The 14,647-nt window shown below is 74.4% G+C and carries 13 protein-coding genes; 6 read left to right on the forward strand and 7 right to left on the reverse strand.

All coding sequences use genetic code 11. The annotated features are described in order from the left end of the window. Positions 1-33: 33 nt before the first annotated feature. The 5 genes from AB3388_RS18245 (at position 34) to AB3388_RS18265 (ending at position 5,711) form a co-directional block, all read left to right on the forward strand. Entirely contained in the window at positions 34-1,044 is a 1,011-nt protein-coding gene (locus AB3388_RS18245) for an alpha/beta fold hydrolase (RefSeq protein WP_495406729.1), read from the forward strand. Between the two features lie 50 nt (positions 1,045-1,094). Beyond that, entirely contained in the window at positions 1,095-1,856 is a 762-nt protein-coding gene (locus AB3388_RS18250) for a methyltransferase family protein (RefSeq protein WP_495406730.1), read from the forward strand. A gap of 9 nt (positions 1,857-1,865) precedes the next feature. Then, positions 1,866-2,972: an ATP-dependent DNA ligase gene (locus AB3388_RS18255; protein WP_495406731.1), complete on the forward strand. Its 1,107-nt coding sequence runs from the start codon at positions 1,866-1,868 to the stop codon at positions 2,970-2,972. A gap of 62 nt (positions 2,973-3,034) precedes the next feature. Then, positions 3,035-4,597: an alpha/beta hydrolase gene (locus AB3388_RS18260; RefSeq protein ID WP_495406732.1), complete on the forward strand. Its 1,563-nt coding sequence runs from the start codon at positions 3,035-3,037 to the stop codon at positions 4,595-4,597. Between the two features lie 49 nt (positions 4,598-4,646). Then, on the forward strand, positions 4,647-5,711 hold the full coding sequence (locus AB3388_RS18265) for a DNA polymerase domain-containing protein (RefSeq protein WP_495406733.1): 1,065 nt from the start codon (positions 4,647-4,649) through the stop codon (positions 5,709-5,711). 14 nt (positions 5,712-5,725) lie between these two features. On the opposite strand, the gene AB3388_RS18270 is transcribed toward AB3388_RS18265, so the two are convergent. Then, positions 5,726-6,274, reverse strand: a complete 549-nt coding sequence (locus tag AB3388_RS18270; RefSeq protein ID WP_495406734.1) for a hypothetical protein — start codon at positions 6,272-6,274, stop codon at positions 5,726-5,728. 70 nt (positions 6,275-6,344) lie between these two features. Next, positions 6,345-7,262: an EamA family transporter gene (locus AB3388_RS18275; protein WP_495406735.1), complete on the reverse strand. Its 918-nt coding sequence runs from the start codon at positions 7,260-7,262 to the stop codon at positions 6,345-6,347. Positions 7,263-7,326: 64 nt separating this feature from the next. On the opposite strand from AB3388_RS18275, the gene AB3388_RS18280 reads away from it, so the two are divergent. Then, positions 7,327-8,283: a LysR family transcriptional regulator gene (locus AB3388_RS18280; RefSeq protein WP_495406736.1), complete on the forward strand. Its 957-nt coding sequence runs from the start codon at positions 7,327-7,329 to the stop codon at positions 8,281-8,283. Positions 8,284-8,286: 3 nt separating this feature from the next. Here the strand turns inward: AB3388_RS18280 and AB3388_RS18285 are convergent, their stop codons facing one another. The 5 genes from AB3388_RS18285 to AB3388_RS18305 form a co-directional block, all read right to left on the reverse strand. After that, positions 8,287-9,285 (reverse strand): lysylphosphatidylglycerol synthase transmembrane domain-containing protein, encoded by a 999-nt coding sequence (locus AB3388_RS18285; protein WP_495406737.1) that lies wholly within the window; start codon positions 9,283-9,285, stop codon positions 8,287-8,289. 29 nt (positions 9,286-9,314) lie between these two features. Further along, positions 9,315-10,463, reverse strand: a complete 1,149-nt coding sequence (locus tag AB3388_RS18290; RefSeq protein ID WP_495406738.1) for a glycosyltransferase family 4 protein — start codon at positions 10,461-10,463, stop codon at positions 9,315-9,317. A 14-nt stretch (positions 10,464-10,477) separates the two neighbouring features. Continuing rightward, positions 10,478-12,847, reverse strand: coding sequence for a CDP-alcohol phosphatidyltransferase family protein (locus tag AB3388_RS18295; protein WP_495406739.1), 2,370 nt, complete (start codon positions 12,845-12,847; stop codon positions 10,478-10,480). A gap of 127 nt (positions 12,848-12,974) precedes the next feature. Beyond that, complete coding sequence (locus tag AB3388_RS18300; RefSeq protein WP_495406740.1) at positions 12,975-13,856, reverse strand: hypothetical protein; 882 nt, start codon at positions 13,854-13,856, stop codon at positions 12,975-12,977. Continuing rightward, on the reverse strand, positions 13,853-14,614 hold the full coding sequence (locus AB3388_RS18305) for a class I SAM-dependent methyltransferase (protein ID WP_495406741.1): 762 nt from the start codon (positions 14,612-14,614) through the stop codon (positions 13,853-13,855). Before AB3388_RS18305 ends, AB3388_RS18300 begins: the two co-directional genes overlap by 4 nt. Positions 14,615-14,647: the final 33 nt, after the last annotated feature.

The raw sequence follows: 14,647 nt of genomic DNA on the forward strand, positions 1-14,647 counted from the left end.
CGGTCCGGCCCCCGCGGAGGCAGAATCCGCAGGGTGGACCAGCGCATCGCGCGGGTGCGGCTCCCGGACGGCGACCCGATCGCCTACGCCGCCGCGGGCTCCGGCCCCGCCCTGGTCTACGTGTCCGGCTGGCTGACCCACCTCGAGCGCGGCTGGGCCCTGCCGGCGGAGCGCGCCTTCTACCGGGCGCTGGCCGAGGGCCGGACCCTGATCCGCTACGACAAGCCCGGCTGCGGCCTCTCCGGGCCCACCCCGCGCCGGCCCTCGCCCGACCTGGAGGACGACGCCCTCACGGCGGTCATGGCGGCCGCGGGACCGGAGCCCGTCGACCTGGTGGGCACCTCCCTGGGCGCGGCCGTGGCGGTCCGGTGGGCCGCCGAGCACCCCGCGCGGGTGCGCCGGCTGGTGCTCTACGGCGGCTGGGCGCGGGGCGCGGAGATCGCCGCCCCCGCCGTCCGGGAGCACGTGCTGGGCCTCGTGGCCACGGAGTGGGGTCTCGGCTCCGACGTCCTGACCGACATCTTCGCCCCCGACGCCGACCGGGCGACCCGCCAGGCGTTCGCCGGCTACCAGCGGGCGGCGGCGCCGGCGGACCGGGCCCGGGACATGCTCGCCACCTGCTACGACGTGGACGTCACGGGCCTCCTCCTGCAGGTCCGTGCCCCGACCCTCGTCGTCCACCGCGAGCGGGACCGCGCCGCGCCGCTGCGCCAGGGCGAGGCGCTCGCCGCCGGGATCCCCGGCGCGCGGCTCGCGGTGCTGCCCGGGCGCAGCCACCTGCCGTTCGTCGGCGACGCGGACGCGCTCAGCCGCACGATCCGCGCCTTCCTCGGCCTGCGCGCGTCCCGTCGCCCGGCCGCGCCCACCCTGACCCCGCGCCAGCGCGAGGTCGCGACGCTGGTCGCCGAGGGGCTGACCAACCGCGAGATCGCGGCCCGGCTGGTCATCACCGAGCGCTCGGTCGAGTCCCACGTGGACCGGATCCGGATGCGGCTCGGGGTGCGCTCCCGTGCCCAGGTCGCGGTCTGGATGGCCCGGAACTGAGGTGTTTCCACGGCTGACTCGCACGGCCGGGCAGCCGCAGGGTCAGGGGCATGCGATCCGCACGCCCCCTCCTCCAGGCGTACGCCGTCCTCGCCTACGCCGCCTTCCTGGCCGCCTCGGTCTGGGCGGTCGGCTTCCTCGCCGACCTGTCGCTCGCCCCCACCAGCGTCGACGGGCCGCCGCGCGGCTCGCGGTGGACGTCGCTGCTGATCGACGCGGCGCTGCTGCTGCTGTTCGCGGTGCAGCACTCGGTCATGCCGCGCGCCGGGGTCAAGCGCCGGCTGGCCCGCGTGCTGCCCGCGGCCGTCGAGCGCAGCACGTTCGTGCTCGTCTCCGCGCTGCTGCTCGGCCTGCTCTTCTGGCAGTGGCGGCCGCTGCCGGGTGAGGTCTGGAGCGTCTCCGGCCCGTGGGTCCCGGTGCTGTGGGCGCTCTACGTCCTGGGCTGGTCGGTCGTGTTCGCGGTGACGTTCATGGTGGACCACGGGGACTTCACCGGCCTGCGCCAGGCTCGGTGGGACCCGGCCCGCGGTCCGTATCCCGGCCCCGCGTTCTCCGAGCGGTGGCTCTACGCCTGGGTGCGGCACCCGATGATGCTCGGGCTGCTGATCGCCTTCTGGGCCACGCCCCGGATGACCGTCGGGCACCTGCTGTTCGCGGTCGCCGCGTCCGCCTACATCGCCGTCGGGCTCCGGTTCGAGGAGCGCGACCTGCGCCGCACGCTGGGCGCGACCTACGACGACTACGCCGAACGGGTGCCCGCCGTGGTGCCGGGGACGCGCCGTGCTCGCCGGACGTCGTCCCCTGCTGCTTGACTGCAGGTCATGGACCTGCCGCTGCTCCCGCCGGTGAAGCCGATGCTGGCCAAGGCCTCGACCAAGCTGCCCACCGGGGACGGCCTGTACTACGAGCCGAAGTGGGACGGCTTCCGCTGCATCGTGTTCCGGGACGGCGACGAGGTGGAGCTGGGCAGCCGCAACGAGCGGCCGCTGACCCGCTACTTCCCCGAGGTGGTCGAGGCGGTCAGGGCCGCACTGCCGGAGCGTTGCGTGGTCGACGGCGAGATCGTCATCCAGACCGGCGACCGGCTCGACTTCGAGGCGCTGCTGCAGCGCATCCACCCCGCCGCCTCGCGGGTCAACCTGCTGGCGGAGAACACCCCGGGCACGTTCGTCGCCTTCGACCTGCTCGCCCTCGGCGACGAGTCCTTCCTCGAGACGCCGTTCGCCGAGCGGCAGGCCAGGCTGCGGGAGGTCGTGACGACGACGCCGTCGGTGCACGTCACCTCGATCACCCAGGACGCCGCGACCGCGCAGCGCTGGTTCGAGGAGTTCGAGGGCGCCGGGCTGGACGGCGTCGTCGCCAAGGCGGCCGATCTGCCGTACGGGCCCGATCAGCGGTTGATGACCAAGGTCAAGCACGTGCGCACCGCCGACTGCGTGGTCGCGGGGTTCCGGTGGCACAAGAGCGGGCCGATCGTGGGCTCGCTGCTGCTCGGGCTGTACAACGACGCCGGCGACCTGCAGCACATCGGCGTCGCGGCGTCCTTCCCGATGGCCCGCCGGGCGGAGCTGGTGGAGGAGCTGGCGCCGTACCGGGAGAACGCGCTGGAGAACCACCCCTGGCGGGACTGGGCCGAGTTCCAGGCGGCCGCGGCGGCCGCCGCCGCGAACGGGGCGGCGGAGGAGGGCGGTCCCGAGCGGCGGATGCCCGGGGCGATCAGCCGGTGGAACGCCAAGAAGGACCTCTCCTGGGTGCCGCTGCGCCCGGAGCTGGTCGTGGAGATCAAGTACGACCAGCTCGAGGGGCGTCGGCTTCGTCACACCGGCCAGTTCCTCCGCTGGCGGACCGACAGGGAGCCGCTGAGCTGCACGTACGACCAGCTCGACATCCCGGTGAGGTACGACCTCGCCGAGGTGCTGGACGGCTGAACCGGCCCTCCCCGGCCGGCGGTCCGCTGCACGGGCGGCGGGAGGCCCATACGCTCGTGATCATGCGTCGTCGTCCTCACCTGCTCGCCGCGGTCGCGGGGCTGCTGCTCCTGCTGACCGGCTGCACCTCGTTCGCCACCACGATGGCGGCGTCGGAGACGGCGGAGGACAGCGGCGCGGCGACGCCCGCCGAGGTGCCGCCGATCGAGTGGAGCGACTGCAGCGAGCAGATCCTGCCGCTGATCGCCGGGCAGCCCGGCGCGGACCGCGACCTCGGCTTCGAGTGCGGCCGCACCGAGGTGCCGATCAGCTACGACGAGCCACAGGGGGCGACGCTCCCGCTGTTCCTGGTGCGGGTGAAGCTGGCCGGGCAGACCGACCGGATCGGCTCCCTGGTGATCAACCCGGGCGGTCCCGGCGGCTCGGGCGCGGACGCCGCGATCGGGCTGGCCCTGTCCATGCCGGAGGACGTGCTGCGCCGGTTCGACCTGGTCGGCTTCGACCCGCGGGGTGTGGGCCTGTCCACGCCGGTCGAGTGCATCCCCGCCGAGCTGAAGGATCGGCTGGTGGCCGCGGAGCCGCGGCCGGTCACCGAGAAGCAGCTCGACGACGCGCTCGCGCTCGCCGACGAGGTGGCGTCGGACTGCGAGGACAAGTACGGCGACGCGCTGGGCAGCTTCAACACCGTCGACACCGCCCGGGACATGGACCGCATCCGCGAGGCCCTGGGCGACGACCAGCTGACCTACCTCGGCTACTCGTACGGCACCACCCTGGGCTCCACCTACGCCGAGCTGTTCCCCGACAAGGTGCGCGCGCTCGTGCTCGACGCGGCGGTCGACCCCGAGGCCGACCCGGTGGAGGACGCCGAGGCCAGCGCGGCCGGCTTCGAGGCCGGCTTCGACGCCTTCGCCCAGAACTGCACCGGCCTGATCGCCGGCTGCCCGATCGGACCGGACCCGCGCAAGGCCGTGACCGACCTGCTCGCCCAGGCCGGCGCGACGCCGATCCCGAGCACGGCCCAGGGCGAGAAGCGGAAGGCGACCGCCGGCGTGGTCATGACCGCGATCCAGGCCGCGCTCTACGACCAGGGGTCCTGGCCGCAGCTGGCCCAGGCGCTGGCCGCGGCCCAGAAGGGCGACTCGGCGGGCGTGTTCTCCCTGGCCGACAGCTACTCCGGCCGGCTGGACGACGGCAGCTACTCCAACCTGTTCGACGCCAACATCACGATCAACTGCGCGGACACCAGCACCGACGAGGACGTGCCGGAGAGCCAGGTGCGCAAACTGGCCGCCGAGTGGAACGAGAAGTACCCGCTGTTCGGGGCCGGGTCGGCGGTCAGCCTCTACACCTGCTCGGCCTGGGACGTCGACCGGACGCCGCTGCCGAAGCGCGACGCCGACGGCTCGGCGCCGATCCTCGTCGTCGGCAATTCCGGCGATCCGGTGACCCCGCTGCCCGGTGCGGTGGACATGGCAAAGGATCTGGAGTCCGGCGTCCTGCTGACGTGGCAGGGTCAGGGGCACACGAGCTACCCCAAGACCCCGTGCGTCACCGACGCGGTGAACAGGTACCTGATCGACCTGACCGCGCCGCAGGACGGGCTGACCTGCCCGGCCGCCTAGCACGGCGCCAGCGCCTTCCCCGCGCTGCTGAGCGAGAGGAGCAGCGCCCATGGCCGCGAGCAAGGACGCCGCCGTCCTGCAGATCGACGGGCACGAGGTGCGCGTCTCCAACCCGGAGAAGCCGTACTTCGCCGAGCGCGGGATCCGCAAGATCGACGTCGTCGAGTACTTCGTGTCGGTGGGCCCCGGCATCCTGTTCGCGCTGCGGGACCGGCCGACGACGCTGGAGCGCTGGCCCGGCGGGGTGTTCGAGGGCGCCCGGATCTCGACGCGGGTCGACAACACCGGCGACGCCTTCTACCAGAAGCGGGTGCCGAAGAACGCGCCCGAATGGGTGCAGACGGCGCACATCACCTTCCCCAGCGGGCGGACGGCGGACGAGGTCGCGCCCGACTCGGTCGCCGTGGTCGCGTGGTGCGCCAACCTGGGCACGCTGACCTTCCACCCGTGGCCGGTGTCGAAGACCGACGTCGAGCAGCCCGATCAGATCCGCATCGACCTCGACCCGCAGCCGGGCACGGACTTCTCCGACGCGGTGTGGGTGGCACCGCACGTGCGCGAACTGCTCGGCGAGTTCGGCATGCAGGGCTGGCCGAAGACCTCCGGCGGGCGCGGCGTGCACATCTACGTGCCGATCCAGCCGCGGTGGACCTTTCCGGAGGTGCGCCGCTCGGTGATCGCGTTCGGACGCGAGCTGGAACGCCGGCTGCCCGACCGCGTGACGATGTCGTGGTGGAAGGAGGAGCGCGGCGAGAAGATCTTCATCGACTACAACCAGATGGCCCGGGACCGCACGATCGCCTCCGCCTACTCCATCCGGCCCAAGCCGCACGCGCCGGTGTCCGCCCCGGTCGACTGGGACGAGCTGCCCGACGTCCACCCGACCGACTTCGACGTCCTCACCATGCCCAAGCGCTTCGCCGAGGTCGGTGACAAGCACGCCGGCCTGGCCGAGCACTCGTTCTCCATCGAGCCGCTGCTCGAGCTCGCCGAGCGGCAGGCCGCGGACCAGGGCCTCGGCGACCTGCCCTATCCCCCGGACTACCCGAAGATGCCCGGCGAGCCGATGCGGGTGCAGCCCAGCCGGGCGCGCAAGCCGGCCGGCGAGGACTGAACGCACCGGCGGTGTCACGACCAGCGCGGCGCGAGCTTCCGCAGGTGCATCGCCACGGCCTCGCGGAAGGCGTCCTCGGACGAGGTGAGCGCCGCGGGGTCCAGGAGCCGTGGATCGAGGTTCTGGTCGACGTCGTCGGCATCGACCGGCTGGGCCCACGCGGCTCGCATGGCCTTGTCGGTGATGGCCCGCGCCTCCTCGAGGAGGGCCTCGTACACGGCGCCGACCGCCGGGGCCTCGAGCAGGGCCCAGGTCCGGTAGAACGCGAGCCGGGCATCGAGCTGACGCAGCGCCTCGAACAACCGCTGCCGCTCGTCCGCTGACCGGGCGGCGTCGCGCCGGGCGATCGCGTTGGGGAACTCGCGGTATTCGCTGTAGGCCTTGAATGCCTCGGCGAAGGTGTTGCGCACCCTCGCGCGCTCCTCCTCACGGCTCCGTCGGCGGGCGAGGGTCAGGTTGATGGTCCCGGTGATGAGGGCCGCGATGATGCTCGCCGACAGCAGGAGACTCGAGACGCCGGCCATCCCGGTCCAGTTGGTGGTGGCGGCGAGCGGGGCGACCATCTCTCACGCGTCCCTCGGGATGAGGCGAACGATGCCCGCCATCGTGCACCTGTCAGGCCGTCCGGAGGAGTCAGCCGAGGGCGGGAGTGTCCGCGGTCCGCCGGGCGGTGAGCGTGGACCCTGCGCTGGCGAGGACGACGACCGCGACGGCGACCGCCTCGCGGACCCCCATCCGCTGGTCCAGCAGCAGCCGGCCGGCGGTCGCCGCGACGGCGGGCTCGAGGCTGAGCAGGACGCCGAACAGCCGCGGCGGCAGCCGCCGCAGCGCGGCGAGCTCCAGGGAGTACGGGATGACCGAGGCGAGCACGGCGGTGCCCGCGGCGAGCAGCAGCACCTCCGGCCGGGTCGTCACCGCGACCGCCCCCGGCACACCCAGCGGCGCCAGCAGCACCGCGCCGACCAGCAGCGCCCCGCCCAGCCCTCCCTGGCCCGGGACGGCGGCTCCGACCCGCGCGCCGGCCAGGATGTAGCCGGCCCAGAACACCCCGGCGGCCAGCGCGAAGCCGATCCCGACCGGATCGAGCCGGCCGCCGCCGACGCCGTCGGCCGCCCCGAGCAGGACGACCCCGCCGGCGGCGAGCAGCACCCACACCAGGTCGCGCAGCCGCCGGGAGAGCACGGCGGCCAGCGTCAGCGGCCCGAGGAACTCGATGGTCACCGCGGTGCCCAGCGGGATGCGGGCGATCGCGGCGTAGAAGCAGCCGTTCATGGTCGCGAGCGACAGCCCGAGCAGCGCCACCGACCGCCACTGGCCGGCCGTCCACCGGTGCAGCTGCGGCCGGACGGCGACGAGCACCACGACGGCGGCGATGGCCAGCCGCAGGAACGTCGCGGCGGAGCTGCCGATCACCGGGAACAGGCGGGCCGCGAACGCCGCGCCCACCTGCAGCGACGTGCACGAGCCGAGCACCATGAGGACGGCGACGCCGCTGCCCTCGCGCACCGGTGCGGCGCGGGAGGCGGTCGGCGCGGGGCTCGTCGTCGTCACCCGTCCAGCGTCCGGCCACTGAATCGGATCGTCCAGCGAATGTTTCAGGCCCATACTGGTAAGCGTGACTGAACGATCGGGGGGGTGCCGGATGCTCGACGTCCACCGGCTGAGGCTGCTGCGCGAGCTCGAACGGCGCGGCACGCTGGCCGAGGTCGCCCGCGCGCTCAACTACAGCCCGTCGGCGATCTCCCAGCAGCTGTCCCAGCTGGAGACGGAGACCGGGGTGCGGCTGCTCGAGCGGGTGGGCCGCGGGGTCCGGCTGACCGAGCAGGCACGCATCCTCGTCGGGCACACCGACGCGGTGCTCGAGCGGCTGGAGCTGGCCGAGGCGGAGCTGGCCGCCTCGCTGACCGAGGTCTCCGGGACGCTGCGGGTGGCCTCCTTCCAGAGCGTGCTGCTCACCCTGGTGCCCGCCGCGCTGACGCGGCTGGCCGCCGAGCACCCCCGCCTGCGGGTCGAGATCACCCAGCGCCAACCCGAGCCGTCCTTCGCCGGGCTGCTCGCCCACGACGTCGACGTCGTCCTCGGCGAGGAGTACCCGGGCGGGGTGGGCGCGCCGCCCGGCGTCGACGAGCGGGATCTGCTGCTCGACGAGATCCGGCTGGCCCTGCCGCCGGAGGGGCCGCTGAGCCGCCGCCCGGCGATGCCCGCCGACCTCGCCGGCGTGCCGTGGGTGCTCGACCCCGCCGACACCCCGCCCGGCCGGTGGGCGCGCCGGCTGCTGCGCGAGACGGGCTCGGAGCCGGACGTCCGCTTCGACAGCCCCGACTATCTCCTGCACGTGCACCTGGTCGAGAACGGTCACGCGCTGGCGCTGCTCCCCGACCTGCTGTGGACCTTCCGGCGGCCGGCGGTGCAGCTGGGAGCGCTGCCCGGCCGGCCCACCCGTCGGCTGTTCACCGGGGTCCGCCGCGGCTCCGCGGCCCACCCGGCGGTGCGTGCCTTCCGGGCCGCGCTGGAGCAGGCGGTGGCGGAACTGGTGCCGTCCCGCGCGGGACGACCAGCCGGTCACGAGTAACGGTCAGGCCTGCGGCACACCGTCCGGCGAGGCCGCGCTGAGCACCTCTCCGGTCGCCGCGTCCGGCGCCTCCTCCGGCCGGGCTCTCCGCCACCGGGGGTGCGGCCAGCCGACGAGGAGGACGACGGCGCCGGGCAGCGTCGCCACCAGGGTCATCACGCCGAAGGCGGTCGCGACGGCGGTTCCGGGGCCGGCGCCCCAGCCCGCGGACGCGAAGGCCCAGGCCGCGACGCTCTCGCGCGGCCCCCATCCCCCGATGTTGAGCGGCACCGCGGCGGCCAGCAGGACGATCAGCGCCAGCGGGAGCAACTGCTGCGGCGGGCCGTCCACTCCGGCGGCTCGCGCCGCGATCAGGAACATGCCCAGCAGCCCGCCGACGACGAGCAGCGAGGTGAGCAGGACGGCGGGCCACGTGGCCGGCTGCAACAGCGCCTGGCGGATCTCGGCGAACGTCCTGCCGAGGACGCGCCCCGGGGCGGCGGGGGCGCGCCGCAGCACCCCGCGGCCGGCGACCAGGACGGCGACCACGGCCGCGGCGCTCGCCGCGGCGACCAGCGGTATCACCCCCTGCACCGGCGAGGGGACGGCCAGGAGGACGACGAGGGCCAGCGCCACCTGGATGGCCTGTCCCGCCGCGCGCTCCCAGACGACGGCCCGCAGACCGCGGCCGAGGTCGCCGGCGCCGACGCCGTGCTGCACCCCCCGCTGGACGTCACCGACGACGCCCCCGGGCAGCACGCTGTTGAGGAACTGCGACCGGTAGTAGGCGGCCGTGGCGGCGGGCAGCGCGATGCCCACCCCCATCGCCCCGGCCACGACCCGCCAGCGCCAAGCCGAGCAGAGGGTGATCACGGCGCCGATCGCGGTGGCGGCGAGCAGCGTGCCCGGGCCGAGCCCGCGCAGGCCGTCCAGGAACGGGCCGGCACCGACCTGCCGGACGAGGGCGACCAGGATCAGGGCAGCGCACAGCAGGCGTGCCGCCGTCCACGCACGTCGCCTCAAGCCCGCCCGCCCTCCGTCCCCCGCACTGGTCAACACGGGCGAGCCGGCCGATCCAGTTCAGCATGGACGGCGGACAGCACGGCCCGGAGGCGGACGCCGGTCGCCTGCCAGCCCGGCAGGGTCTCCCGCCGGCGCAGGGCCGCCCGCCGCAGACGCCGGCGCAGACCGGCGTCGGTGAGCCAGCGGGCGAGCGCCACGGTGAGGGCGGCACCGTCCTCGGGCGGCACCAGGAGACCCGGCACGCCGTACACCGTGCGTCCCAGGGCCTCGGGGAGCCCGCCGACGCCGCTCGCGATCACGGGTAGGCCGGCGGCGAGCGCCTCGGTGACCGCCATGCCGTAGGTCTCCGTCCGCGAGGGCACGACGAGCAGGTCGGCTCTGCGGTACTCGTCCTGCAGGGCGGCTCCGGTGCGGGGACCCGGGATCCGCAGCCGATCGGCGATCCCCGCGGCCGCGGCCCGTCGCCGCAGGGACGAGACGAAGCGCGGGTCGCTATCCAGCGGGCCGACGAGCGCGCAGCGCCAGCGCAGGCGGGCCGTTGCGGCCAGCGCCTCCAGCAGCAGGTCCTGGCCCTTGTGCGGCGCGAGCGCCCCGACGCACAGCAGCCGTCCGCCGTCGGCCGGCCGGGCGCTCACCGGCACCGCCTCGGTCCCCGGGCGGGCGACGTGCACGCGGGCAGGCGGGAGCGCGTACCGGTCGAGCAACTGACGCCGGGTCCAGGCGCTGGTGGTGACGACGGCCCGCGCGGCGGCGAGCACGGCCCGCTCGTCGCACGCGGCGACGTCGTCCCCGCCGAAGATCATGTGCACCAGGACGACGAGGCGCAGCCGGTCCGACCGCGGCACGAGCACCGTGCGGGCCGCGGAGGCGATCAGCCCGTCGACGAGGACCAGCGCGCCGGCCGGCTGGGCGTCGAGTGCCCGCCCCAGGGCGCCCAGGGCTGCGGCATCGGGTCGCGGCCAGGACCCCGGGACGGCGATCTCGGCCACGGCCCACCCGGCGTCCCGGAGGCCGTCGCAGACCTTCCGGTCGTAGCGGTTGCCGCCGCTGACCCGCGCAGGATCGTCGATCCCGGCCGGGACGACGACGTGCACGCCGGGTCCCGTGGCGGGAGGAGCGGGCGGTTCCTCCTCCACCACGGGGAGGACCGCGCCGGGGCTCCTCTCGTACGCAGGCATCGATGCCACGTGCGTCAGCGCGGGGCCGCGGAGCTGTTGAAGGCGTCCAGGAACCGGTCGCGGAAGGCGTCCATGCGCCACACGGGGGCGGTCGCGCTCGGCAGCAGCCCTGCCTGCCACTGCCAGGAGGCGACGCGGTCGAGCACGGCGGGGTCGGAGGCCACGAAGGAGATGGGCACCTGGTGGGTGGCGTCGTCGCCGCTCACCGTCGCGACCGGTTGGTGGTCGCCGAGCAGCACGAGGACGAGGTCGTCGTCGTGCAGGTTGGTGAACCAGGAGAGCAGCGCGTCCAGGGAGTACTCGATGGACTGCCCGTAGAGCCGGCGGACGGTGTCCATGTCGCGCCAGGCCTCGTCCGCCGACAGCCCCTGACCGGGCATCGGGTCGAAGATCGAGCCGTCGCCGAGCTGGTCCCAGGGCACCATGGTCGGCAGCGGGCTCCACGGGTGGTGCGAGGAGACGAGATGGATCTCGGCCATCAGGGGGTCGTGCGCGGAGTCGAGCTCGAACCGCTGGAAGGTGGCCAGGGTGTACTGGTCGGGCATCTCGGCCCAGCCGAACTTCGGGCCCTGGTAGCCGAGATTGCTCGAGTCGTAGATCTGGTCATAGTGGTAGAAGGACTTGCCCTCCGGCCACGGCTGCTCGTTGGCCGGGGTGACGGCGACGGTGCGCCAGCCCGCCTTGCCGAAGGCGTCGCTCAGCGTGAACCGGTCACCGGCCATGAGCTGGTCGTAGAGCGGGTTGCTGTCGATCCACAGTCCGGACTCCAGGGTCGCGTGGGCCAGCCAGCTGCCGCCGCCGAAGGTCGGGGAGTCGAGGAAGGCGCTGCGCGCCGAGTACCCGGACCGGGCCAGGCCGGCGCCGCTGCTGCGCAGCACCGCCTCGACGCCGGGTGAGTAGGAGCTGCCCTGCACCGCGGACTGGCCGTAGCTCTCGACGAAGGCGACGATGACGTCCTTGCCGCGCAGCCCGGTGAGCAGGTCCGAGGTGGGCACGTCGGCATACGGGTCGGCCGAGGCGCTGGCCGCCTCGAAGCGCTGCTGGTTCCGCACGGCCCCCTCGACGGCGCGCTCGTGCGTGACGGCCAGCCCGGCGCTGCTCGCCGAGGCGATCGGGGTGCCCGGGACGAGCTGCAGCGACAGCGCGGCACACACCGCCCAGACGGTGCCCAGGACGGCCACCCCGCCGGCCGAGCGCCGCCGGTGGTGGGCGGTCACGCCGCTGACCCGGATCGTCGACGCGACGATGACCGCGATCAGCAGCACGACGGCAAGCCCGGCCAGGACGAGGACGACGTTGGTCGCCGCGGATCCGATCGAGTCGCGCAGCACGCCGACCGCCGGGAGGAGGAACCCCCAGTCGAGCAGGGGGTTGAACGGACGGCCCAGGTTCTCGTAGAAGCCCAGGTCGAACAGCTTGAGGACGGCGAGCAGGCTCAGCGCGACCCCGGCCGCCACCGCCAGCACCCGTCGCGGCCGGGGCGGCAACAGCAGGCCGATGCCGACCAGGGCCAGGCCCTCCACCGGGATGCGCGCGAACGCGGCCGGCGTCAGCTGATCGAGCCGCGGCGGTGCGACGAGAACGGCCCAGACGACGCCGACCGCGACCAGCGCGGTGGCGAATCGCAGCGCCCGGCGGGTGCGCGGACCGGCGCCGGTGCGGTAGAGCCAGACGATGCTCCTGCCGAACGACTCGACCAGCAGCACCAGCGCGACGCCGACCGCGAGCATGCCGGCCAGGCGCGGCAGCAGCCCGGAGACCGCGACGGTGAGGACGACGCCCTGCACGGCCGCGACGACCTTGCCCCAGTACCGCGGCGGCAGCGGCGCGGCGAGCCACGGGACCGCCCACCCGGCGACCAGCAGCGCGTAGCGGGCGATGCCGATGACCAGCACCCAGCCGCCGTAGTCCCGGGACACCGCCACGCTCAGCAGCAGGATGAGGAACGCGTCGACCTCGCAGTCGAAGCGCGCACCGAATGCCGTGACGGTTCCGGTGCGGCGCGCCACCTGCCCGTCGACGCTGTCGAGGACGAGCGCGACGGAGGCGAGGATCACCAGCGCGGCGACCGCCGGCGGCCGGTCGGACGAGTCGGCGACCAGTCCCGCGACCCCCGCGGTCAGCAGCGCCCGGGTCAGGGTGACCCAGTCCGCCGGGAGGATCGCCCCTCCGCCGACCACCGCCGGTCGACGTCGGGAACCGTGCTTGGGCCCACGTGCTCCGCTCCGGCTCCGGCCGGCGACCAGGAGCGCCGTGGCCCCCCAGCCGACGGCCAGTCCGAGGACCCAGCCCGCAGCGCCGAGACCGGCGGTCAGGGCGAGGATTCCGAGCAGGACGGGGGTGATCAGAGCGCCGAGCACCGTGGCGAGTCGAACCGTGCGCACGGCGCCTCCGTATCGACCCGTCGCTCCCTTTGACAGGGAGCACGGATCCGCGGTCGAGATGGTTCACCCGGCAATCAGGCGGTCCACGGCGGGCTCGCCGAGAGCGCGCGATCCGGGCCCTGCTTCGCTACCCGGGCGACCGGCCGGCGAAATCGAGCTGGTGGGCGATGTAGAGCAGCTCGCCGCGGGCCAGCTGGCGGCGGCGGGCCGTCATCCAGTCGGCCAGGCCGTCGCCTCCCTCCCGGTTCGCCAGCTCGTCCTCGATCGTCTGCAGGATGCACGCCAGGAAGTGGGCCTCACCGTCCGGATAGGCACCGTCCGGGCGCGCGTGCACCACCCAGTCCGACGACCCCGACGCCGACGGCGGCGCTCCGGCGGCGCACAGGTGGCCGAAGAGATGGCGCCCGGCCCGGCTCTCCCCCGCCGGCCCGCCGTGCCGGACGCGCTCGTCCATGCTGCGGTGATAGGCCCCCAGGACGTCGCCGTCGTGGGGGTGGTCGGGCTGGAAGACGCTCTCGCCGTCGAAGTTGATCGTGAACCAGTACACGCCACCGGGCACCAGGAGCCGGAGGAGCCGGGGCAGGACGGACGGCACGTCCACGACGTCCAGGAACGCGTTGGCGATCAGCACGTCGGCCGGTTCCCCGTGCCCGGCCTGCAGGTAGCCGCCGAGCTCGGCCTCGACCAGGCGGACCCGCAGATCGCCCAGGCGCAGCCCGTCCGGCAGCGGTTCGGTGGGCACCCCCCGCGCGGCCGCCCACTCGCCGAGCCACGCGCGCGAATCGCGCAGCAGCTGCCGATCGACGTCGAGCAGGGTGTACTCGCCGCCGCTGATGACCTGCCACTCCAGCAGGCGGGCCACCATCGTCCCCAGGCCGGCGCCGACCTCCAGGATCCGGGGCGCGCCCGCCGGCATCAGGCGGCGGAGTTCGTCCAGCACCGGGCGGTTGAGGGCCCGGTCGTCCACCGACTTCTTCGCGGCCAGGTAGCTGGTGTAGCTGTAGCTCATCGCTTCTCGGCCACCAGCGCGAACTTCCGCACCCGCCCGCTGCCCAGCCAGTCGGCCCACAGCTGATGGGCGGTGATCAGATCGGTCAGGGCCTGCGTCCCGACCTGGCCGGTGATCCCGGCCGAGTCCTCCCGGAACGACTGCAGCATCGCCGCCGCCACCGCGCGATGGGGGGCGGTGCACTCCTCCCGCGACGTCACGGTCAGCCCGGCCTCGTCCAGCAGGGCGGTCAACTCCGCCAGGTCGATGGGCCAGACGGTGTCCGCGTCGGGCATCCGGTCGCGCTCCTCGGGCGAGAGCGGCCGGCCCTCCTCGACGGTGAAGGCGAAGCGCCCGCCCGGCTCGAGCACCCGACCCACCTCGCCCACGAGGTCCTGCTTGTCGGGAAAGGCCAGCATCGCCTCCAGGAGGAGCACGACCTCGAAGGGGCCGTCGGGCAACGGCGGGACGAGCGCCCGCTCGAAACGGCACGGCAGATCGCCGGCCAGTTCGCGGGCGATCTCCAGGGCGCTGGCGGAGTAGTCCAGGCCGAGATAGCGGCAGCCCAGCTCCGCCGCGATCAGCCGGCCCGGCCCGGCCACCCCGCAGCACACGTCGAGGACCGGGACGCCGGGACCGATGCGGGCGCGGCGGGCCAGCCGCCGGATCTCGCCGGCCTGCATGAAGCTCTCCTGACCCACGAACTCGCCGGGAGGGTAGGCGGCCTGCCTCGCCCGCTGCAGCGCCGACTGGAACGGAGCGCGTTCGTCCTGTCTCACCCCTGGGTCCTGCTGCCGGCCACGACGTGGATC

This window comes from Geodermatophilus sp. SMS 5-13 (assembly GCF_059428245.1).